The organism is Ectopseudomonas khazarica (assembly GCF_017915135.1).
GTDB lineage: Bacteria > Pseudomonadota > Gammaproteobacteria > Pseudomonadales > Pseudomonadaceae > Aquipseudomonas > Aquipseudomonas khazarica.
The window spans coordinates 312,609-332,129 of record NZ_CP068551.1 but is presented as its reverse complement, the minus strand read 5'-3'; the positions used below and the strand labels follow the sequence as shown (position 1 = coordinate 332,129).

General features: G+C 66.3%; 19 protein-coding genes and 1 other RNA gene. 10 read left to right on the top strand and 10 right to left on the bottom strand.

Annotated elements, in window-relative coordinates; genetic code table 11:
* Positions 1 to 12: 12 nt before the first annotated feature.
* The 6 genes from JLK41_RS01595 to JLK41_RS01570 form a co-directional block, all read right to left on the bottom strand.
* Positions 13 to 1,014, bottom strand: a complete 1,002-nt coding sequence (locus tag JLK41_RS01595; protein ID WP_037056727.1) for an extracellular solute-binding protein — start codon at positions 1,012 to 1,014, stop codon at positions 13 to 15.
* Between the two features lie 94 nt (positions 1,015 to 1,108).
* Positions 1,109 to 1,420 (bottom strand): YceK/YidQ family lipoprotein, encoded by a 312-nt coding sequence (locus JLK41_RS01590; RefSeq protein ID WP_037056725.1) that lies wholly within the window; start codon positions 1,418 to 1,420, stop codon positions 1,109 to 1,111.
* Positions 1,421 to 1,454: 34 nt separating this feature from the next.
* Complete coding sequence (locus JLK41_RS01585; RefSeq protein WP_037056723.1) at positions 1,455 to 2,672, bottom strand: 2-octaprenyl-3-methyl-6-methoxy-1,4-benzoquinol hydroxylase; 1,218 nt, start codon at positions 2,670 to 2,672, stop codon at positions 1,455 to 1,457.
* A 93-nt stretch (positions 2,673 to 2,765) separates the two neighbouring features.
* Positions 2,766 to 3,950: a 2-octaprenyl-6-methoxyphenyl hydroxylase gene (gene ubiH / locus JLK41_RS01580; protein ID WP_210390204.1), complete on the bottom strand. Its 1,185-nt coding sequence runs from the start codon at positions 3,948 to 3,950 to the stop codon at positions 2,766 to 2,768.
* A gap of 4 nt (positions 3,951 to 3,954) precedes the next feature.
* The gene (gene pepP / locus JLK41_RS01575; protein WP_037056719.1) at positions 3,955 to 5,289 is read right to left on the bottom strand and encodes a Xaa-Pro aminopeptidase; all 1,335 of its coding nucleotides are present in this window, start codon (positions 5,287 to 5,289) and stop codon (positions 3,955 to 3,957) included.
* Between the two features lie 18 nt (positions 5,290 to 5,307).
* Positions 5,308 to 5,862 carry a YecA/YgfB family protein gene (locus tag JLK41_RS01570; protein WP_210390203.1) on the bottom strand — a complete coding sequence of 185 codons (555 nt, stop codon included), beginning with the start codon at positions 5,860 to 5,862 and terminating at the stop codon, positions 5,308 to 5,310.
* A 194-nt stretch (positions 5,863 to 6,056) separates the two neighbouring features.
* Between JLK41_RS01570 and JLK41_RS01565 the strand changes: the two genes are divergently transcribed.
* The 4 genes from JLK41_RS01565 (at position 6,057) to JLK41_RS01550 (ending at position 7,459) form a co-directional block, all read left to right on the top strand.
* Entirely contained in the window at positions 6,057 to 6,266 is a 210-nt protein-coding gene (locus JLK41_RS01565; protein WP_003458652.1) for a TIGR02449 family protein, read from the top strand.
* Positions 6,263 to 6,568, top strand: coding sequence for a cell division protein ZapA (locus JLK41_RS01560; RefSeq protein WP_037056715.1), 306 nt, complete (start codon positions 6,263 to 6,265; stop codon positions 6,566 to 6,568). Before JLK41_RS01565 ends, JLK41_RS01560 begins: the two co-directional genes overlap by 4 nt.
* Before the next feature lie 66 nt (positions 6,569 to 6,634).
* Positions 6,635 to 6,813, top strand: a non-coding RNA gene (gene ssrS / locus JLK41_RS01555) — 6S RNA.
* A 49-nt stretch (positions 6,814 to 6,862) separates the two neighbouring features.
* Entirely contained in the window at positions 6,863 to 7,459 is a 597-nt protein-coding gene (locus tag JLK41_RS01550) for a 5-formyltetrahydrofolate cyclo-ligase (RefSeq protein ID WP_175254486.1), read from the top strand.
* Between the two features lie 51 nt (positions 7,460 to 7,510).
* Here the strand turns inward: JLK41_RS01550 and JLK41_RS25430 are convergent, their stop codons facing one another.
* Positions 7,511 to 7,642 carry a hypothetical protein gene (locus JLK41_RS25430; RefSeq protein ID WP_268988782.1) on the bottom strand — a complete coding sequence of 44 codons (132 nt, stop codon included), beginning with the start codon at positions 7,640 to 7,642 and terminating at the stop codon, positions 7,511 to 7,513.
* A 196-nt stretch (positions 7,643 to 7,838) separates the two neighbouring features.
* Here JLK41_RS25430 and JLK41_RS01545 point away from each other — a divergent pair, with 196 nt between their 5' ends.
* The 5 genes from JLK41_RS01545 (at position 7,839) to JLK41_RS01525 (ending at position 15,161) form a co-directional block, all read left to right on the top strand.
* On the top strand, positions 7,839 to 8,288 hold the full coding sequence (locus JLK41_RS01545; RefSeq protein ID WP_210390202.1) for an EVE domain-containing protein: 450 nt from the start codon (positions 7,839 to 7,841) through the stop codon (positions 8,286 to 8,288).
* Between the two features lie 50 nt (positions 8,289 to 8,338).
* Positions 8,339 to 10,177: a sensor domain-containing diguanylate cyclase gene (locus JLK41_RS01540; RefSeq protein ID WP_210390201.1), complete on the top strand. Its 1,839-nt coding sequence runs from the start codon at positions 8,339 to 8,341 to the stop codon at positions 10,175 to 10,177.
* A 90-nt stretch (positions 10,178 to 10,267) separates the two neighbouring features.
* Entirely contained in the window at positions 10,268 to 11,335 is a 1,068-nt protein-coding gene (locus JLK41_RS01535) for an HlyD family secretion protein (protein WP_134677844.1), read from the top strand.
* Positions 11,332 to 14,037 (top strand): ribosome-associated ATPase/putative transporter RbbA, encoded by a 2,706-nt coding sequence (rbbA, locus tag JLK41_RS01530; protein ID WP_210390200.1) that lies wholly within the window; start codon positions 11,332 to 11,334, stop codon positions 14,035 to 14,037. Before JLK41_RS01535 ends, rbbA begins: the two co-directional genes overlap by 4 nt.
* Complete coding sequence (locus JLK41_RS01525; RefSeq protein ID WP_037056708.1) at positions 14,037 to 15,161, top strand: ABC transporter permease; 1,125 nt, start codon at positions 14,037 to 14,039, stop codon at positions 15,159 to 15,161. The genes rbbA and JLK41_RS01525 overlap by 1 nt, the downstream gene beginning before the upstream one ends.
* Before the next feature lie 89 nt (positions 15,162 to 15,250).
* Here the strand turns inward: JLK41_RS01525 and JLK41_RS01520 are convergent, their stop codons facing one another.
* The gene (locus JLK41_RS01520) at positions 15,251 to 15,655 is read right to left on the bottom strand and encodes a flagellar basal body-associated protein FliL (RefSeq protein ID WP_047588861.1); all 405 of its coding nucleotides are present in this window, start codon (positions 15,653 to 15,655) and stop codon (positions 15,251 to 15,253) included.
* A 155-nt stretch (positions 15,656 to 15,810) separates the two neighbouring features.
* On the opposite strand from JLK41_RS01520, the gene JLK41_RS01515 reads away from it, so the two are divergent.
* Positions 15,811 to 16,791 carry an NADPH:quinone oxidoreductase family protein gene (locus tag JLK41_RS01515; protein WP_210390199.1) on the top strand — a complete coding sequence of 327 codons (981 nt, stop codon included), beginning with the start codon at positions 15,811 to 15,813 and terminating at the stop codon, positions 16,789 to 16,791.
* A gap of 218 nt (positions 16,792 to 17,009) precedes the next feature.
* Here JLK41_RS01515 and JLK41_RS01510 read toward each other — a convergent pair whose 3' ends face one another.
* On the bottom strand, positions 17,010 to 17,978 hold the full coding sequence (locus JLK41_RS01510; RefSeq protein WP_210390198.1) for a CDP-6-deoxy-delta-3,4-glucoseen reductase: 969 nt from the start codon (positions 17,976 to 17,978) through the stop codon (positions 17,010 to 17,012).
* Positions 17,978 to 19,444: a 4-hydroxy-3-polyprenylbenzoate decarboxylase gene (gene ubiD, locus JLK41_RS01505; RefSeq protein ID WP_175254495.1), complete on the bottom strand. Its 1,467-nt coding sequence runs from the start codon at positions 19,442 to 19,444 to the stop codon at positions 17,978 to 17,980. The genes JLK41_RS01510 and ubiD overlap by 1 nt, the downstream gene beginning before the upstream one ends.
* Between the last annotated feature and the right edge of the window lie 77 nt (positions 19,445 to 19,521).

Here is a 19,521-nt window from a genome sequence, read left to right as displayed (position 1 = left end):
GCGCAATACCCCTTACTGCCAGCCGGCGCGATCCATCAGCATGGTCGCTTCGGCCTGGCGCTTGCCGGCCACTTCGGTGGCAACGCTGTCGGCCTTGAACGTGCCCCAGGACGCCACCTCGGCAGACGGCTCGACCGCCGGGTTGGCCGGATACTCCTGGTTGACGCCGGCGAAGATGCCCTGCGCTTCCGGGGTGGTCATCCACTCCAGCAGCTTCCTGGCCTGCTCGGCATGCGGGGCATGCTGGGTGACGCCGGCACCGGCCAGGTTGACGTGCACGCCACGGTCATCCTGATTCGGCCAGAAGGGTTTGACCTTGAGGTCCGGCTGCTGCTTGTGCAGGCGGCCGTAGTAGTAGGTGTTGGTGATGCCCACGTCGCACTGGCCGGCGTCGATGGCCTGCAGCAGCGCGGTGTCATCCGGGAACACGTCCGTGGCCAGGTTGTTGACCCAGCCCTTGATGATCTCCTCGGTCTTCTCGGCGCCATGGGCCTCGATCAGCGTGGCGGTCAGCGACTGGTTGTAGACCTTCTTGCTGGTACGCAGGCACAGGCGGCCTTCCCAGTTCTTCTCCGCCAGCGCTTCGTAGGTGGACAGCTCCTCCGGCTTGACCCGCTCGGTGGAGTAGAAGATGGTCCGCGCGCGCAGCGACAGGCCGGTCCAGCTGTCGGTGCTGGAGCGATACTGGGCCGGGATGTTGGCGTCGATCACGGCGGACTTGGTCGGCTGCAGCACGCCTTCCTGCTCGGCTTGCCAGAGGTTGCCGGCGTCGACGGTGATCAGCATGTCGGCCGGGGTATTGGCCCCTTCGGCCTTGAGGCGGGCGATCAGCGGCGCTTCCTTGTCGGTGATGAACTTCACCTGCACACCCGTCTTGGCGGTGTAGGCGTCGAATACCGGCTTGATCAGTTCGTCGATGCGCGACGAATAGACCACGACTTCATCGGCGGCCTGGACGGCAGTAGCCAGGGTGCTGAGGGTGAATGCGGCGAGAAGCGCGTTGCGAGCCTTCATGGGACCAGCCTCTTATGGGTAAGCAAAGTGGCTGAATAGTAGTGAATGTTATTTGCCTTCTCAACGAAACCTTCCCTTGCACAAGGGTCAGTTGTTACAAAGCATTTTCAGGCTCGCGGGCGGCCCGCAGATCGGCAGGCAGGAGCAAGGTATCGATCAGCGCATCGAGCGGCAGCGAGACGACCGCCAGCACGGGACAGACGACGCTGAACCAGCAAACCACTGTCCCGGGATTGCCGCTGCCGCTGGGGCCAGGGCGCATCCCCAGCAGGTAGAGATCGCCGTTGACGCTCTTGTAGGTCTCCACCGGCAGGGCACCGTTTTCGCCCTCGCGGCCCGTCAGGGTGCCGCAGCCGCCTGCGACAGCGAGCAACGCTATCCACACACAACGCAGCAGGTGCTTCATGCACGCTCCTCGTTCATCCATGAAAGGGGCGGGCTCAGGCTCTGGCCAGCTCCGGCAGGTCACCGGAAAGCCCCAGCGCCTGGCGCACGAACAGCGCCTTGGCCTCGGCCTGGCCGTCGACCAGGTCGAGGCCCATGTTGCGCAGCAGACGCAGCGGCAGGGGGTCGGCCTGGAACAGGCGCTGGAAACCTTCCATCGCGGCCATCATCGCCAGGTTGTGCGGCATGCGGCGGCGTTCGAAACGGCTCAGCACGCGCTCCTCGCTCAGGTTCTCGCCACGTGCGGCGGCATGCTGCAGCACCTCGGCGAGCACGGCGGCATCGAGAAAGCCCAGGTTGACGCCCTGCCCCGCCAGCGGATGGATGGTGTGCGCGGCGTCGCCGATCAGCGCCAGCCCCGGTTCCACGTAGCGCTTGGCATGACGCTGACGCAGCGGGATGCACAGACGGCGGTCGGCATGCAGCAGCGTGCCGAGACGCGACTCGAACGCCTTGCCCAGCTCACGGCAGAAAGCCTCGTCGTCCAGCGCCATCAGGCGCTCGGCCTCGGCCGGCACGGTGGACCAGACGATCGAGCACCAGTGCTCGCCAGCCGGCCCGGCCAACGGCAGGAAGGCCAGCGGACCATCGTCGGTGAAACGCTGCCAGGCCGTGGCCTGGTGCGGGCGCTCGCAACGCACGCTGGTGACGATGGCGTGGTGCAGGTAATCCCATTCGCGCGTGGCACAGCCGGCCAGGCGGCGCACGGCGGAATTGGCGCCATCGGCCGCGACGAGCAACGGCGCACGCAGCTGGCGGCCATCGGTGAGGGTCAGCAGCCAGTCGTCACCACTGCGACGCAGCTGTTCCAGGCGCGCGCCGGGCAACAGGCCGATCTGGCTGTCGTGCAGGCGCTCGAGCAGAGCGTCCTGCACCACACGGTTCTCGACGATATGCCCCAGCGTCTCGGCATGCACGCTGGCCGCGGCGAAATGGATGCTGCCGGTGCCGGAGCCATCCCACACGCGCATCTCGCCGTAGGGGCAGGCCCGTCGGGCGGCGATGCCGTCCCAGGCGCCCAGGCGCTGCAGGATGCGTTGGCTGGCCATGGACAGGGCACTGACCCGTGGCTCGAACGGCGCCTGTGCGACGAAGGGCGGCACGCTGAGCGGGCTGCCATCGACGATCAGGATGTCCAGCCCACTGTGCTCCAGCGCCAGGGCCAGCGTACTGCCCACCATGCCGGCGCCGACGATGATCAAATCCGCGCGCATATCATTCCTTAAACCCAGGGGTGCGTGCTGCGCACCACTCGGAATCCATGGTGCGCACGGCCTGGGCGGCCCCGCGACACCCTACGAATCGACTCACAGACTGCGGGTTCCCAGACCCATGGCCTGCCGCGCGAACCAGCGCTTGGCCGGCGGCAGCAGGTCGAGGCCGAGCAGCCCCAGGTTGCGCCCGGCGCTGAGCAGCGGCTGGGCATTGCTGAACAGGCGCGTCACCTGGTCGGAGAAACCGACGGTCAGTTGCTGGTCGAGCTGCTGCCGTTGCTGGTAGCGCTGCAGCGTGGCGAAGTCGCCCAGCGGCCCCTCGCTGCCGATCAGCACCTCGGCCAGTGCCAGGGTATCGCGCAGCGACAGGTTGTAGCCCTGGCCCGCGATGGGGTGCAGGCTGTGCGCCGCATTGCCGAGCACCACCAGGTGCGGCCGCACCTGCTCCTGCGCCTCGACCAGGCTCAATGGATAGAGATGCCGGGCGCCGACCTGTTGCAGGGCGCCCAGGCGATAGCCGAAGGCCTGCTGCAACTCGCCGAGGAAGCTCGCCGCGCTGATCGCCAGCAGGCGTTCGGCATCGGCGCTCGCACGCGTCCAGACCAGCGCGCAGCGGTTGTCGCTCAGCGGCAGCAGGGCCATCGGGCCGTCATCGGTGAAGCGTTCGAAGGCCTGCCCGCGATGCGCCTCCAGCGGGCTGACATTGGCGATCAGCGCACTCTGCCCATAGGGTTTGACGTTGACGCCGATGCCGAGCTGCTCACGCAGGGCAGAGCGGCCGCCATCGGCGAGAATGGCCAGGTCGCACTCGAGGCTGGCGCCGTCACTCAGCGTCAGACGATAGCCATCGTCCAGGCGCTGCATCGCGCTGACCTCCGCCGGGCAGCGCCATTCGACGACATCGGCATCCAGCGCCTGCCACAGGCAATGGCCGATCCAGGCGTTTTCCACCACATAGCCCAACGCCGGCACGCCCTCTTCGATCGCCTGCAGGCGCGTGGCGCCGAAACGGCCACGGTCGGAAACGTGGATCCGCTGAATCGGCTCGGCCCGCTGGGCGATGCCCTGCCACAGACCGAGGCGCTCGTAGATCAGCCGACTGCCGTAGGACAGCGCGGTGGAGCGTGCGTCATAGCTGGGCTGGTAGCCGCTGCCCGGAGCGAAGGGTTCGATCAGCGCAATGCGCCAGCCCCGCTGCCGCGCACTGTCCTGCAGGGCCAGCGCCAGGCTGGCACCGACCAGGCCACCGCCGATGATCGCCACATGCACACGTGACATGGGCTCAGGCCGCCTCGCTGCGCGCGGCCGCCATCAGTGCCTCGATCTCGGCGACGCTCTTGGGCACCCCGCCGGTGAGAATCTCGCAGCCCTTGCGGGTCACCACCACGTCGTCCTCGATACGCACGCCGATGCCGCGCCATTTCCTGGCGACCGCCTCGTTGTCGGTGGCGATGTAGATGCCCGGCTCGACGGTCATCGCCATGCCCGGTTCGAGCACGCGCCATTCCCCGCCGACCTTGTAGTCGCCGACATCATGCACGTCCATGCCCAGCCAGTGGCCGGCCCGGTGCATGTAGAAGGGTTTGTAGGCTTCGCTGGCGATCAGCTCGTCGACATCGCCGCTGAGCAGGCCCAGCTCGACCAGGCCGGCAGTGATCACGCGAACGGTGGCTTCGTGCGCCTCGTTCCAGTGCTTGCCCGGAGCGATGTGCTTGAAGGCTTCCTCGTTGGCCGCCAGCACCAGCTCGTAGATGGCCTTCTGCTCAGGCGAGAAGGTGCCGCTGACCGGGAAGGTGCGGGTGATGTCGCTGGCGTAGCAGTCGATCTCGCAGCCGGCGTCGATCAGCACCAGGTCGCCATCCCTGAGCGCCGCGTCGTTTTCGCGGTAGTGCAGGATGCAGGCATTCTTGCCCGCCGCGACGATGCTGCCATAGGCCGGCATCTTCGCCCCGCCCTTGCGGAACTCGTAATCCAGCTCGGCTTCCAGATGGTACTCGTGGAGGCCGGCGCGGCTGGCCTGCATCGCGCGGATGTGCGCACGCGCACTGATCTCGGCAGCCTCTTTCATCACCTTCACCTCGGCAGCCGACTTGTACAGGCGCATGTCGTGCAGCAGGTGGTCGAGGGCGACGAACTCGTTCGGCGGCGTAGCCCCCTGACGGGCCTTGGCGCGGATGTGGTTGATCCACTCCATCAGGCGCTGGTCGAACTCCTGATTGCAGCCGATGGCGTAGTAGACGCGCTCGCGCCCCTCGATCAGCCCCGGAAGAATGTCGTCGATATCGCCGATGGGAAACGCATCGTCGGCCCCATAGCTGGCGATGGCGCCATCCTGGCCAGCACGCAGGCCGTCCCACAGCTCGCGCTCGGGATCGCGCTCACGGCAGAACAGCACGTACTCGCCGTGCTCGCGACCGGGAATCAGCGCCATCACCGCTTCCGGCTCGGGGAAACCGGTGAGGTACTGGAAGTCGCTGTCCTGGCGGTAGGTGTGCTCGACATCGCGGTTGCGGATATACACCGGCGCAGCCGGCAGGATGGCGATGCTGTTGGGTTCCATCTGCGCCATCAGCGCCTTGCGCCGACGGGCGTATTCGGACTTGGGGATGCTGGTCAAGACGGGCTCCGGGAAAGATCAGTGCAGGGAGGGTTTGGCGGCAGGCGCCGCGGGCTTCACGCACTCGGTGAACAACAGCAGGGGCGCGACGCGCAGGTATTCCATCACTTCCATGTAATCGCTCTCGCCATCCTCGGATTCCTCCAGGCCACCCTGGACCTGGGCGATGGCGGACAGATCCTGCAGCACTTCCATGGCCTCGGCGCTCAGCGCGCCGTCGCGGGCGGTCAGGCCGAAGCCACCGAGGAAGCCCTGGCACCACTGGCCCAGCGCAACCGCACGTTGCGCCAGGGGTGTTTCGTCATCCGGCAGCAGCAGCACCAGGCTGATGTCCTCGCTGCACAGCTCGCCCTTGACCATCTCCTGCAGACCGATCAGCGCCTGGCGCACGTTGTCCTGCGGCTCACCGCCGAGCAGGTCGGTGGCGTCGAGCAGCCAGGCATCCGGCTCGAAGCCGGCACCGGCGCAACTGCGGCCGAGCAGCAGGCCATGCAGTTCAGCGGGCGAGACGGTGTGCCCTACGCTGCTCAGCAGAGCGGCGAAGGCGGCGTAGGGAGAACTTGGAATCGACATAGATAGCTAGGCGCCAGACGGCGCAATCTCTAGAATGGAGGCCTCGTATCCTAGCACCGGCAGACGCGGCAAGACCATCGAAGTCCGCCGGGGTGTCGATGACGTCGTACGCATCACGCCACTGCCATCTGGGTTTGACCCCTACCCGGGTCCAGCCTATATAGTCCAGCCATTCCCTCCCATAGCGAGAGCCCATGGAAGACGCCGATCTGCACGCATTGACCGCCAAGCTGGAGCTGCTGATCCAGCGTGTCGAGCAGCTCAAGGCTCACAACCGACTCCTGCTGGCGAATGAACAGGCCTGGCGCGAGGAACGCGCCCATCTGATCGAAAAGAACGAAATGGCCCGGCACAAGGTCGAATCGATGATTTCGCGCCTCAAAGCCCTGGAGCAGGACTCATGACCCAGTCGAACACCGTGACCGTCCACATTCTGGACAAAGAATATTGCATCGCCTGCCCCCAGGACGAACGCGCCAACCTGGAAAGCGCCGCGCGCTACCTGGATGGCAAGATGCGCGAGATCCGCACCAGCGGCAAGGTGATCGGCGCCGACCGCGTGGCAGTGATGGCGGCCCTGAACATCACCCATGACCTGCTGCACAAGCAGCAGCGCCTGGATCAGGACGCCAGCTCCACGCGCCAGCAGGTGCGCGACCTGCTCGATCGCGTCGACCGCGCCCTGACCGACGACTCGGCTTCCTGAGCCGAACATGCCTGCCAGTTCGTCGCAGGCCGCCCCTCCACCCGTCTATTCGGGTATACTGGCCGCCACTTCCTGGGGTGTGCGCCAGTCGGGGATGTCCCTGAGCCGATACGCACAACCACGGGGGTTGCATGTTGGGGCAGGTGTGCATGTCCGCCTGACGGAAAGCCTTAACGCCTCCTGCAACCTCCACCTTGAACTTTCGGGTTCAAGGGCTAAACCGACAGCGGCACGCTGGGAAGTCACCTCCCCCTCCGGTAGCCGCCGCTACCCACCCCGCTTCATCCTCTGCCCATGACTCCTACCGCCCCACTCAGCCGCCCGCAACTGCGCCGTGTGCTGCGCCAGCGTCGTCGTGCGCTCAGCCGCAGCCAGCAACGCAGCGCCGCGCGCAACCTGTACCGCCAACTGGCGCAGAGCCCGCAGTTTCGCCGCGCCCGGCACATCGCCCTGTACCTGCCCAACGACGGCGAGATCGACCCTCGTCCGCTGCTGGCAGCCGCGCAGAAACGCGGCAAGCGCACCTACCTGCCGGTGCTCAGCGCCTGGCCGCGCACCAAGATGGTGTTCCAGCGCGTCACCCGGCACGAGAAACTGGCGGGCAATCGCTTCCGCATCCTCGAACCCAGCCCGCACCGCAAACGTCAGCGCAAGCTCTGGGCACTGGACCTGGTGCTGCTGCCGCTGGTGGGATTCGACGACCGCGGCGGTCGCCTGGGCATGGGCGGTGGTTTCTATGACCGCAGCCTGGCCTACCTGCGCATGCGCAAAAATTGGCACAAGCCGACGCTATTGGGACTGGCGCATGAATGTCAGCGGGTGGACGAACTGGCGATGGCCAGCTGGGATGTGCCCTTGCAGGCGACGGTGACGGACAGGCGCTGGTACTGACGAGCGGGTGGCACCGCGATCCTTGCGGCGCTGACGCTGCGAGCCCGCGAATCAGGGCTGCTGCGTGACCTTGATGGAAACGTCGCTCTGGCGCTCCCAAAGGCTCTGGGTGTAACCCGTGGTAACCACGCCCAGACTGAAAAGCACTACGAGAATCCACAAAAGATCTGGCTTGCGTTTCATCTATTGCCTCCCCCTTCAAGGCAACTGCGCGCGTTGGTCGCGCATCATTGTAGTTCGCAATACGACGTCGCCAAGCGTTTAGACCGGACATTTTCCGCCAGGGTCGAGTGTGGTGCAATTTATGACGCCAACCGGCTGTCGGAGAGTTTCACTCAAACGAGCGTCCGCTAACCGAAAACTTGCAGGAGCAAAGTTCATGCCTTACTGGTTGATGAAGTCCGAACCCGACGAATTGTCGATCCACGACCTGCAACACCTGGGCAAGACGCGCTGGGATGGCGTGCGCAATTATCAGGCGCGCAACTTCCTGCGCGCGATGCGTCCGGGCGATCAGTTCTTCTTCTATCACTCCAGTTGCCCGCAGCCGGGCATCGCCGGCATTGGCCGCATCGACGGTGAGGTCTACCCGGACCCGACCGCGCTGGACCCGCAGAGCCACTACCACGCCCCCAAGGCCAGCCCGGAGAAGAACCCCTGGAGCGCGCTGGATGTGACGTTCGTCGAAGCCTTCACCGAGGTGCTGCCACTGCAGCACCTGAAGAACAACCCGCTGCTGGCCGAACTGGCCCTGGTGCAGCGCGCCAGCCGGCTCTCGGTGATGCCCGTCGGCGAAAAAGAATGGACGGCGATCCTGGCCATGCGTTGAGCCAGAACCGGCACTGTGCTATCACCCAGTGAGAGCTTTGGGAGTTATCCATGCCGGCATCCTCCGCCTGGCCAGCGCGACTCGCGCTGGCCTTCCTGTTACTGGTGCTGAGCGGCGCCAGCGTGCTGCTGTGGCGGCAGATCGAAGGCGTCCAGCAGCAACGCCTGGACGAACGCGTCGGCTACCAGGCGCGCAGCCTCGTGCGTCAGCTGGAAGGTACCCTGCACCTGGAAGTGGCCAGCCTCGAGCGCATCGCCCGCTTGTGGAACAGCCTGGGGCGCCTGCCCCGCGCCAGCTGGGACGATGAAGTCGAGCGGGCACTGCGCGGTTTTCCCGCCTACCAGTCGATCCAGTGGGTGGGCGACGACCTGCGCATGCGCTGGCTGTTCCCGGTGGCCGGCAACGAGGCCGCGCTGAACTTTCGCCTGTATCCCGAGCACCCCAACTACCCGCTGGCCATGGAGGCACGCGACACCGGCGAGCAGCGCTTCTCCAACAGCTTCGACCTGGTTCAGGGCGGGCGCGGCTTCGTGCTCTACACACCGCTCTATCGGCAACAGGATGGTCAGCGCGTCTTCGACGGCTTCCTCCAGGGCGTATTTCGCGTCGAACCGCTGATGGTGCAGCTGCTGACGCAGATCGATCGCGATGCCTTCAACCTCGAACTGCTGGAGAACGGCCAGGTCCTGTTCCGTCACGGCGACACGGCGGGCGACGACCCACACAGCCTGCAACTGGGCCTCAGCCTGCTCAACAACCAGGCTTTCAGCCTGCGCCTGAGCCCCACGGCGCGCCTGCTCGAACAGCTCGAGTCGCCGCTGCCCGGCGTGGTGCTCGGCGCCAGCCTGGCGATCAGCCTGCTGCTGGTCGCCGCGCTGGCCCTGGCCCTGGAGAACAGCCGCCGCGCCCATGCCCTGCAACTCGCCAACCGACGCTACAAGGTGGAAGCCGAGCGCCGCGAGGAGACCGAGCAACGCCTGCGCGAAAACCGCGAGCGCCTGCAACTGGTGCTCGACCTGACCGACTCCAGCCATGACGGCCTGTTCATCTTCGACAGCGGCAGCCGCGAGTTGCTGCACATGAATCAGGCGACCTACGCCACGCTGGGCTATCGCCCCGAACAGTTCGCCGAACTGCTGCGCGAGGACCCGGAAAAGCTCCTGCCGGGCTTCCACCGCTGGCTGCAGCAGGTGCGCGAGGCACAACGCGACAACCTCTCGCGGATCTTCCAGCGCGAGCTGATCCGTCGCGACGGCAGCCGCCAGCCCGCCGAGATCAACACGCAGCTGGTGGAGCTGCATGGGCGCGAGTACCTGATTGCGGTGTCCCGCGACAACAGCGAGCGCCTGCAACTGGAGGACCGCCTGCAACGCCTGTCGCAACAGGACGGCCTGACCGGCCTCTACAACCGGCGCCACTTCGACCAGCGCCTGCAGGCCGAGCTGCGCCGGCTACGACGGGCCGGTGCGCCGCTGACCCTGCTGCTGCTGGATATCGACCACTTCAAGGCCTACAACGACGCCCTCGGCCACCTGGCCGGCGACGATGCGCTGCGCAAGGTCAGCGCCGTGCTGCAGGACAGCCTGCAGCGCGAGGGCGACGCGGCCTGCCGCTATGGCGGCGAGGAGTTCGCCATCATCCTGGCCGGCACCGGGCTCGAAGGCGGCGAGCACGTTGCCGCACGCATTCACGCCGGCATCGCCGCGCTGGAGCTTCCTCACCCCGCCAGCCCGCTGGAACGCCTGAGCCTGAGCATCGGCCTCGCCGTGCTCGATCCGGTTCGTGACGAACAGCCCGGCGAGCTGATCGCCCGCTGCGACCAGGCGCTGTACAGTGCCAAGCACGAGGGCCGCAATCGCACCTGCCTGTGGGGCGCCGCCCTCGCTTGACCTGCATCAAACCACGCAACAGGCTGAGCGCAGACAATGAAAGTCTGCTAATCATGGTCCCGAGCAAGGGCCCGCAGAAAGGACGCTGAGATGAACAACGCGCGACGTCGCCTCCCCTATCTGATCGTTTTCGGCCTGGCCGCAGTGGCCGCCATCGCCTGGTGGCAACTGCGCCCGAGCGGCCTGCCGGAGGGCTTCGCCAGCGGCAACGGGCGCATCGAGGCCACCGAGGTGGACGTGGCGACCAAACTGGCCGGACGCATCGCCAGTATCGATGTCGACGAAGGCGACTTCGTTGAGCCCGGGCAGGTCCTGGCGCGCATGGACACCCAGGTCCTCGAGGCCCAGCTGGCCCAGGCCCGTGCGCAGTTGCGCCAGGCGGAGAATGGCCAGGTGACGGCTGCCAGCCAGATCAGCCTGCGGGAAAGCGAGAAGCGCACCGCCGAGGCGGTGGTGCGCCAGCGCCAGGCCGAGCTGGATGCCGCACGCAAGCGTCACGCGCGCAGCGCCACGCTGGTCAAGCGCAATGCCCTGGCCCAGCAACAGCTGGACGATGACCTGGCGCGCCTGCAGAGCGCCGAAGCCGCCCTGGCCGCCGCCCGTGCCCAGGTCAGCTCGGCCGAGGCCGGCATCGCCGCCGCCCAGTCGCAGGCCATCGAGGCGCAATCGGCCACCGAAGCCGCCCAGGCCAGCGTCGAACGCCTGCAGGTGGACATCGACGACAGCCAGCTCAAGGCGCCGCGCGCCGGCCGCGTCCAGTACCGTGTGACCCAGCCGGGAGAAGTGCTCGGCGCGGGCGGCAAGCTGCTCAACCTGGTGGACCTCACCGACGTCTACATGACCTTCTTCCTGCCCGAACGCCAGGCCGGCCGCGTCGCCCTCGGCAGTGAGGTGCGCCTGGTGATCGATGCCGCACCGCAGTACGTGATCCCGGCCAAGGTCAGCTATGTCGCCAGCGTCGCCCAGTTCACGCCGAAGACCGTGGAAACCGCCAGCGAACGCGAGAAGCTGATGTTCCGGGTCAAGGCCCGTATCGACCCCGAGCTGCTGAGCAAGCACCTGCAGCAGGTGAAGACCGGCGTCCCCGGCATGGCCTACCTGCGCCTCGACCCCGAGGCCGAATGGCCTGAGCACCTGGCGATCAAGGTTCCGCAATGAACGCGCCGGTCGCGCGCCTGGCTGGCGTCGGCCTGCGCTACGGCGAAACCCACGCCCTGCAGCAGATCGACCTGAGCCTGCCGGCACAGCGCATGGTCGGCCTGATCGGCCCGGACGGCGTCGGCAAGTCCAGCCTGCTGGCGCTGATCGCCGGTGCCCGCAAGCTCCAGGACGGCCAGGTCGAGGTCCTCGGCGGCGACATGGCCGAGGCTCGGCATCGGCGCAACGTCTGCCCGCACATCGCCTACATGCCGCAGGGCCTGGGCAAGAACCTCTATCCCACCCTGTCGGTGTTCGAGAACCTCGATTTCTTCGGCCGCCTGTTCGGCCAGGACGCCACCGAACGCGAACAGCGCATCGACGACCTGCTGCGCAGCACCGGCATGGCCGCATTCCGCGAGCGCCCGGCCGGCAAGCTGTCCGGCGGCATGAAGCAGAAGCTCGGGCTGTGCTGCGCGCTGATCCATGATCCCGACCTGCTGATCCTCGACGAGCCGACCACCGGCGTCGATCCCCTGTCACGCAACCAGTTCTGGGAGCTGATCGAGCGCATCCGCACACAGCGCCCGCAGATGAGCGTGCTGGTGGCCACCGCCTACATGGAAGAAGCCGAGCGCTTCGACCACCTGGTGGCGATGGACGACGGCCGCGTGCTGGCCGAAGGCAGCCCCGCCGAACTGCGCGAACGCACCGCTTGCGCCAGCCTGGAGCAGGCCTTCATCGCCCTGCTCCCGGAAGAGCGGCGGCGCGGCCACCAGCAGGTACTTATCCCCCCGCTGCAGGGCAGCAGCGAAGTCGCCATCGAGGCCAAGGGCCTGACCATGCGCTTCGGCGACTTCGTTGCCGTCGACCAGGTGTCGTTCCGCATTCGCCGTGGCGAGATCTTCGGCTTCCTCGGCTCCAACGGCTGCGGCAAGAGCACCACCATGAAGATGCTCACCGGCCTGCTGCCGGCCAGCGAGGGCGAGGCGCTGCTGTTCGGCCAGGCGGTCGACCCGCGTGACATGGCCACGCGCAAGCGGGTCGGCTACATGTCCCAGGCGTTCTCCCTGTATGGCGAGCTGACAGTGCGGCAGAACCTGGTGCTGCACGCCCAGCTGTTCCACGTACCCAGCGCCGAGATCGGCCCACGGGTGGCGCAGATGGCCGAGCGCTTCGACCTCGGCGAGGTCATGGACATGCTCCCCGAGCGTCTGCCGCTGGGCATCCGCCAGCGCCTCTCGCTGGCCGTCGCGGTGATCCACAAGCCGGAGATCCTGATCCTCGACGAACCGACCTCGGGCGTCGACCCGGTCGCCCGCGACGGCTTCTGGCAACTGATGCTCGACCTGTCGCGCCAGGACGGCGTGACCATCTTCATCTCCACCCACTTCATGAACGAGGCGCAGCGCTGCGACCGCATCTCGCTGATGCACGCCGGCAAGGTGCTCGACAGCGACACGCCGCAGGGGCTGATGGACAAGCGCGGGCTGGACAGCCTCGAAGCCACCTTCATCGCCTACCTGCAGGAAGCCGTCGGCGAGCAGCCGCTCAGCGAGGCACCACCGTTGCAACAGAAACCCGAACCGCAGCGCCAGCGCTTCAGCCTGCGCCGCCTGTTCAGCTATGCCCGGCGCGAGGCGCTGGAGCTGCGTCGCGACCCGATCCGGGGCGGCATGGCGCTGCTGGGCACCGTGCTACTGCTGTTCATCATCGGCTACGGCATCAGCCTCGACGTGGAAGACCTGTCCTTCGCCGTGCTCGACCGCGACCAGACCACCACCAGCCAGGAGTATCACCTCAACCTCTCCGGCTCGCGCTACTTCCTGGAGAAGGCGCCCCTGCGCGACTACGACGAACTGGAGCGACGCCTACGCGACGGCGACATCAGCCTGGCGGTGGAGATACCGCAGAACTTCGGCCGCGACCTCAAGCGCGGCGCCAGCCCACAGATCGGCATGTGGATCGACGGCGCCATGCCGACCCGCGCCGAAACCATCAAGGGCTACGTCACCGGCCTGCACCAGCACTACCTGGCCGAGCTGGCCCGGCGCTCACCTCAGCCACAAGCCAGCAGCGCAGCCGAACTGGAAGTGCGCTACCGCTACAACCCGGACGTGGAAAGCCTCAAGGCCATGGTGCCGGCGGTGATCCCGCTGCTGCTGATGCTGATCCCGGCGATGCTCACGGCACTCGGCGTGGTGCGCGAGAAGGAACTGGGCTCGATCATCAACCTCTACGTCACCCCGGTCACGCGCCTGGAATTCCTGCTCGGCAAGCAGTTGCCTTACATCGCCCTGGGGCTGTTCAACTTCATCCTGCTGGTGCTGCTGGCGATCACCGTGTTCGACGTGCCGCTCAAGGGCAACCCGCTGACCCTGCTGGCCGGCGCCCTGCTCTACCTGGCCTGCGCCACCGGCCTCGGCCTGCTCATGTCGACCTTCACCAAGAGCCAGATCGCCGCCGTATTCGGCACCGCCATCGCCACCCTGCTGCCCGCCATCCAGTTCTCCGGGCTGATCTACCCGGTGGCTTCGCTGGAAGGCTTCGGCGCGCTGGTCGGCCAGCTCTACCCGACATCGCAGTTCCTGGTGATCAGCCGTGGCCTGTTCTCCAAGGCGCTGGAGCTGCGCGACCTGGCCGGCTATTTCCTCGCCCTGGCACTGACCGTGCCGCTGTTGACCCTGCTCAGCGCCAGCCTGCTGCGCAAACAGGAGGTCTGATGGAACGCCTGGCCAATATCCTGCACCTCGGCATCAAGGAACTGCGCAGCCTGCAGCACGACCTGGCGCTGGTGATCCTGATCCTCTGGGCCTTCAGCATGGGCGTCTATTCGGCCGCCACCAGCCTGCCGGAAAGCCTGCACAACGCCGCCATCGCCGTGGTCGACGAGGACCAGTCGCAGCTCTCCGAAAGGCTGATCCAGGCCTTCCAGCAGCCCTACTTCCGCACGCCGGAGCGCATCGACCTGAGCCAGATGGATCGCGGCATGGACTCCGGCCGCTACACCTTCACCCTGAACATTCCGCCGAACTTCCAGCGTGACGTACTGGCCGGCCGCAGCCCGGCGATCCAGCTCAACGTCGATGCCACCCAGGTGAGCATGGCCTTCACCGGCGCTGGCTACATCCAGAACATCGGCACCAGCGAAGTCGCCGAGTTCGTCCGCCGCTACCGCGGCGACCTGCAGCAGCCCGCCGATCTGGTATTGCGCGTGCAGTTCAACCCGAACCTGACCCGCGCCTGGTTCGGCTCGGTGATGGAGGTGATCAACCAGATCACCATGCTCTCGATCATTCTCACCGGCGCCGCCCTGATCCGCGAACGCGAGCACGGCACCGTCGAACACCTGCTGGTGATGCCGGTGACGCCGCTGGAAATCATGCTGGCCAAGGTCTGGTCGATGGGCCTGGTGGTGCTGACGGCAGCGGCGCTGTCGCTGCTGCTGGTGGTACAGGGCTGGTTGCAGGTGCCGATCGAAGGCTCCATCGCGTTGTTCCTGCTGGGCGCGGCCCTGCACCTGTTCGCCACCACCTCGATGGGCATCTTCTTCGGCACCGTGGCACGCTCGATGCCACAGCTGGGCCTGCTGATCATCCTGGTGCTGCTGCCGCTGCAGATTCTCTCCGGCGGCACCACACCGCGCGAGAGCATGCCCGAGCTGGTACAGCAGATCATGCTGGCGGCACCGACCACCCACTTCGTCGCCCTGGCCCAGGCCATTCTCTATCGCGGCGCGGGGCTGGCCATCGTCTGGCCGAACCTGCTGGCCATCGTCGGCATCGGCACGCTGTTCTTCCTCGCCGCGCTGAGCCGCTTTCGCAAGACCCTGGCGCAGATGGCGTAGCCCGGATGCAATCCGGGGATGTCGCATGAGGGGCCGCCGGATTGCATCCGGGCTAGGCCGCTGAAACCAAACGCGCCAGGGATTCGTCGCTACTGAATGATCAGATTGTTGAACAGCAGGTCCTCGACCACGGGCTTGCCTTCTTCCGCGTTGATCGCGTCCTGCACCTGCTTGAGCGCCTGCTGGCGCAGGTTCTCGCGGCCATCGGGAGCATTGATGGTCTCGCTGGTCTGAGCCGAGAACAGCAGTACCAGCTGATGACGGATCAGCGGCTCGTGGTGCTTGACCTGCTCCTCGGCCTCGGTGCCGGTCACGCGCAAGGCGACGTCCGCCTTGAAGAACTTCAGGCGGTTGCCCTGGTCGGCCAGGTTGCCGATCAGGGCAGGCGTCAGGCTGTGGTAGATCGTCGTCGGCACCTCTTCCTTCTTCTCCGAAGACGCCAGGGCAGGCAGGCAGATCGACAGGCTCAGCAACAGGGCGGTCAACAGTTTCACGTTCGGCACTCCATCGGGGATGTGCCTAGCATAGCCATCCACACGCCAGCACCCAAGCCCGACGCTTATGCCGGGCTATCAGGCGCGGGCATGCTCGTTGACCCATGGCAGGCGCTTCCTACACTGCATGGCACCCTGCAAGAGGAACGCATCTGATGAAAGCCCTGCTGTGCAAAGCCTTCGGCCCTGCCGACACCCTGGTACTGGAAGACCTGCCAAGCCCCGAACCGAAAAAGAACGAGGTGCTGATCGAGGTCCAGGCCGCCGGGGTCAACTTCCCCGACACGCTGATCATCGAAGGCAAGTACCAGTTCAAGCCGCCCTTCCCCTTCGCGCCAGGCGGCGAAGTGGCCGGTGTGGTCAAGGCAGTAGGCGAGAAGGTCAGCCACCTGCGCAGCGGTGACCGGGTAATGGCCCTGACCGGCTGGGGCGGCTTCGCCGAAGAGGTCGCCGTGCCGGCCTACAATGTGCTGCCGGTGCCGAAGAGCATGGACCTGACCACCGCAGCGGCCTTCGGCATGACCTACGGCACCTCGATGCACGCCCTCAAGCAGCGCGCCAACCTGCAAGCCGGGGAAACCCTGCTGGTGCTTGGCGCCTCCGGCGGCGTCGGCCTGGCAGCAGTGGAAATCGGCAAGGCCATGGGTGCGAAAGTGATTGCCGCTGCGAGCAGTGCTGAAAAACTGGAAGTGGCGCGCAAGGCCGGCGCCCACGAACTGATCAACTACAGCGAGCAGAGCCTGAAGGACGAGGTGAAGAAACTCACCGGCGGCCAGGGCGTGGATGTGATCTACGACCCGGTGGGCGGCACGCTGTTCGAGGAAGCCTTCCGCAGCATCGCCTGGAACGGCCGCTTCCTGGTGGTGGGCTTCGCCGCTGGCGGCGGCATCCCGGCCCTGCCGGCCAACCTGCCGCTGCTCAAGGGTGCCGCCCTGGTCGGCGTGTTCTGGGGCTCATTCGCCCAGCGCCAACCGCAGGACAACGCCGACAACTTCCAGCAACTGTTCGCCTGGCACGCCGAGGGCAAACTCAAACCACTGGTATCGCAGACCTTCCCGCTGGCGCGCGGCGGCGAAGCGATCGATGCACTCGGCCAGCGTAAGGCAGTGGGCAAGCTGGTGGTCGAAGTGCGCTAAGGGCGAACTATGCCCCCTGAAAAAGCCGGCCCCAGCGCAGTGCTGTTCATTTAAGGGTGCACAGGTTTGGCTCCCCTCTCCCATTTATGGGAGAGGGCTGAAAATGCCGCAGAACTACCAGCCGCCCCTCTCCCTAACCCTCTCTCCGAAGGGGCGAGGGGACTAATCGCGTCCCACCACTTCTTACGTGGACAGCATTACGCCCTGGCATTTAAAACTCAGCCACGCGGTGCGTAGGCGAACACATCGGCGCGCATCTGGTGCGCGTCCATCCCGGCGTCGACCAGCGCATCGAGCGTGGCGTAGACCATGGCCGGGGAACCGCTGGCGTAGACGTGCAGCGCCTTGAGGTCGGGAAAGTCTTCGCGCACCGCTTCGTGCAACAGACCACAACGACCCTGCCAGCCACATTGGTCGCTGACCACCTGATGCAGGTGCAGATTGGCCAGTTGCTGCCACTCGGCCCAATGCGGCAGCTGATAGAAGTCCTCGGGACGACGTGCGCCCCAGTACAGGTGCACCGGGTGGGCGAAGCCGCTGGCGCGGCAGTGTTCGATCAGGCTATGCATCTGGCCCATGCCGGTGCCGGCGGCGATCAGCACCAGCGGTCCTGCCGGCAGTTCGGCCAGGTGGGTATCTCCATAGGGCATCTGCACGCGGGCAAAGCCGTGTTCGCGCAGGTGCTCGAGCAGCAGGCGGGTGCTGTCTTCACGCGCCAGGATGTGCAGTTCCAGTTCGCGACCGGAATGCGGTGCCGACGCCAGGGAGAAAGCGGCCATCTCGCCGTCCGGGCGCTGCAGCAGCAGGTATTGCCCGGCGTGATAGCGCGGCACCTTGCCGGCGGGGGTGCGCAGGCGCACGCGATAGACGTCGCCGCCCACGTCGAGGCACTCGATCATCTGGCAATTCAGCTCACGCACCGGCAGCTCGCCCGGCGCCAGCACGCCATCCCAGTGCAGCACGCAATCTTCCAGCGGCTCGGCCAGGCAGGTGAACAGCTCGCCATGGTCCAGCTCGACACCGGACTGCAGCACCCGCCCCTCGACCAGCAGCGCCGCACAGATATGGCAGTTGCCGTTGCGGCAGCTTTGCGGGCACTCGTAGCCCAGGCGTCGGGCGCCGTCGAGGATGCGCTCGCCCGGCTGCAGGGCCAGGGTGACGCCGGAAGGTTGCAGGGTGACATTCATCAATCGATTCCCAGCTCGCTCCACAACGCATCGACCCGCGCCACTACCGCAGGGTCCTTCTCGATGGCACGACCCCATTCGCGCGTGGTCTCGCCCGGCCACTTGTGGGTGGCGTCCAGGCCCATCTTCGAGCCCAGGCCGGAGATCGGCGAGGCGAAGTCGAGGTAGTCGATCGGCGTGTTGTCGATCATCACCGTGTCGCGCTTGGGGTCCATGCGCGTGGTAATCGCCCAGATCACGTCGTTCCAGTCCCGTGCGTTGATGTCGTCGTCGGTGACGATAACGAACTTGGTGTACATGAACTGTCGCAGGAACGACCACACACCAAGCATTACGCGCTTGGCGTGGCCGGGGTACTGCTTCTTCATGGTCACCACCGCCATGCGGTAGGAACAGCCCTCGGGCGGCAGGTAGAAGTCGGTGATCTCCGGGAACTGCTTCTGCAGGATCGGTACGAACACCTCGTTCAGCGCCACGCCGAGAATCGCCGGCTCATCGGGCGGGCGGCCGGTGTAGGTGCTGTGGTAGATCGGCTCGCGGCGACGGGTGATGCGCTCGACGGTGAACACCGGGAAGGTGTCCACCTCGTTGTAGTAGCCGGTGTGATCGCCGTAGGGCCCCTCTGGTGCGGTTTCGCCCGGATGGATCACGCCCTCCAGCACGATCTCGGCACTGGCCGGCACCTGCAGCTCGCTGCCGACGGCCTTGATCAGCTCGGTGCGATGACCACGCAGCAGCCCGGCGAAGGCGTACTCGGAAAGGGTATCGGGCACCGGGGTGACCGCGCCGAGGATGGTCGCCGGGTCAGCACCCAGCGCCACGCAGACCGGGTACGGTTTGTCCGGATGCTTCTGGCACCATTCGCGGTAGTCCAGCGCACCGCCACGGTGGCTGAGCCAGCGCATGATCACCTTGTTGCGGCCGATCACCTGCTGGCGGTAGATGCCGAGGTTCTGCCGCTCCTTGTTCGGGCCCTTGGTGATGGTCAGGCCCCAGGTGATCAGCGGCGCCACGTCGCCTGGCCAGCAGTGCTGGATCGGCAGCTTGCCCAGGTCGACGTCGTCACCCTCCTCGATCACCTCATGGCAGGGTGCGTCCTTGACAACCTTGGGCGCCATGGAGATGACCTTCTTGAAGATCGGCAGCTTGCTCCAGGCATCCTTGAGGCCTTTCGGCGGCTCGGGTTCCTTGAGGAAGGCCAGCAGCTTGCCGATCTCGCGCAGCTCGGACACATCCTCGGCGCCCATGCCCAGCGCCACGCGCTCGGGCGTGCCGAACAGGTTGCCGAGCACCGGCACGTCGAAGCCCGTGGGCTTTTCGAACAGCAGCGCCGGACCACCCTTGCGCAGGGTGCGGTCGCAGATTTCGGTCATTTCCAGAACGGGGGATACCGGGGTCTGGATGCGCTTGAGTTCGCCGCGCTTTTCCAGTTCACGGATGAAGTCGCGTAGGTCGCGATACTGCATGCAGGAGCCTCGTGTCGGGCTGGCTTGGGTCAGCCGTAAAGTTTAGCGCCGAAGTCGGGCTTTCAGAAGGCTTGAAA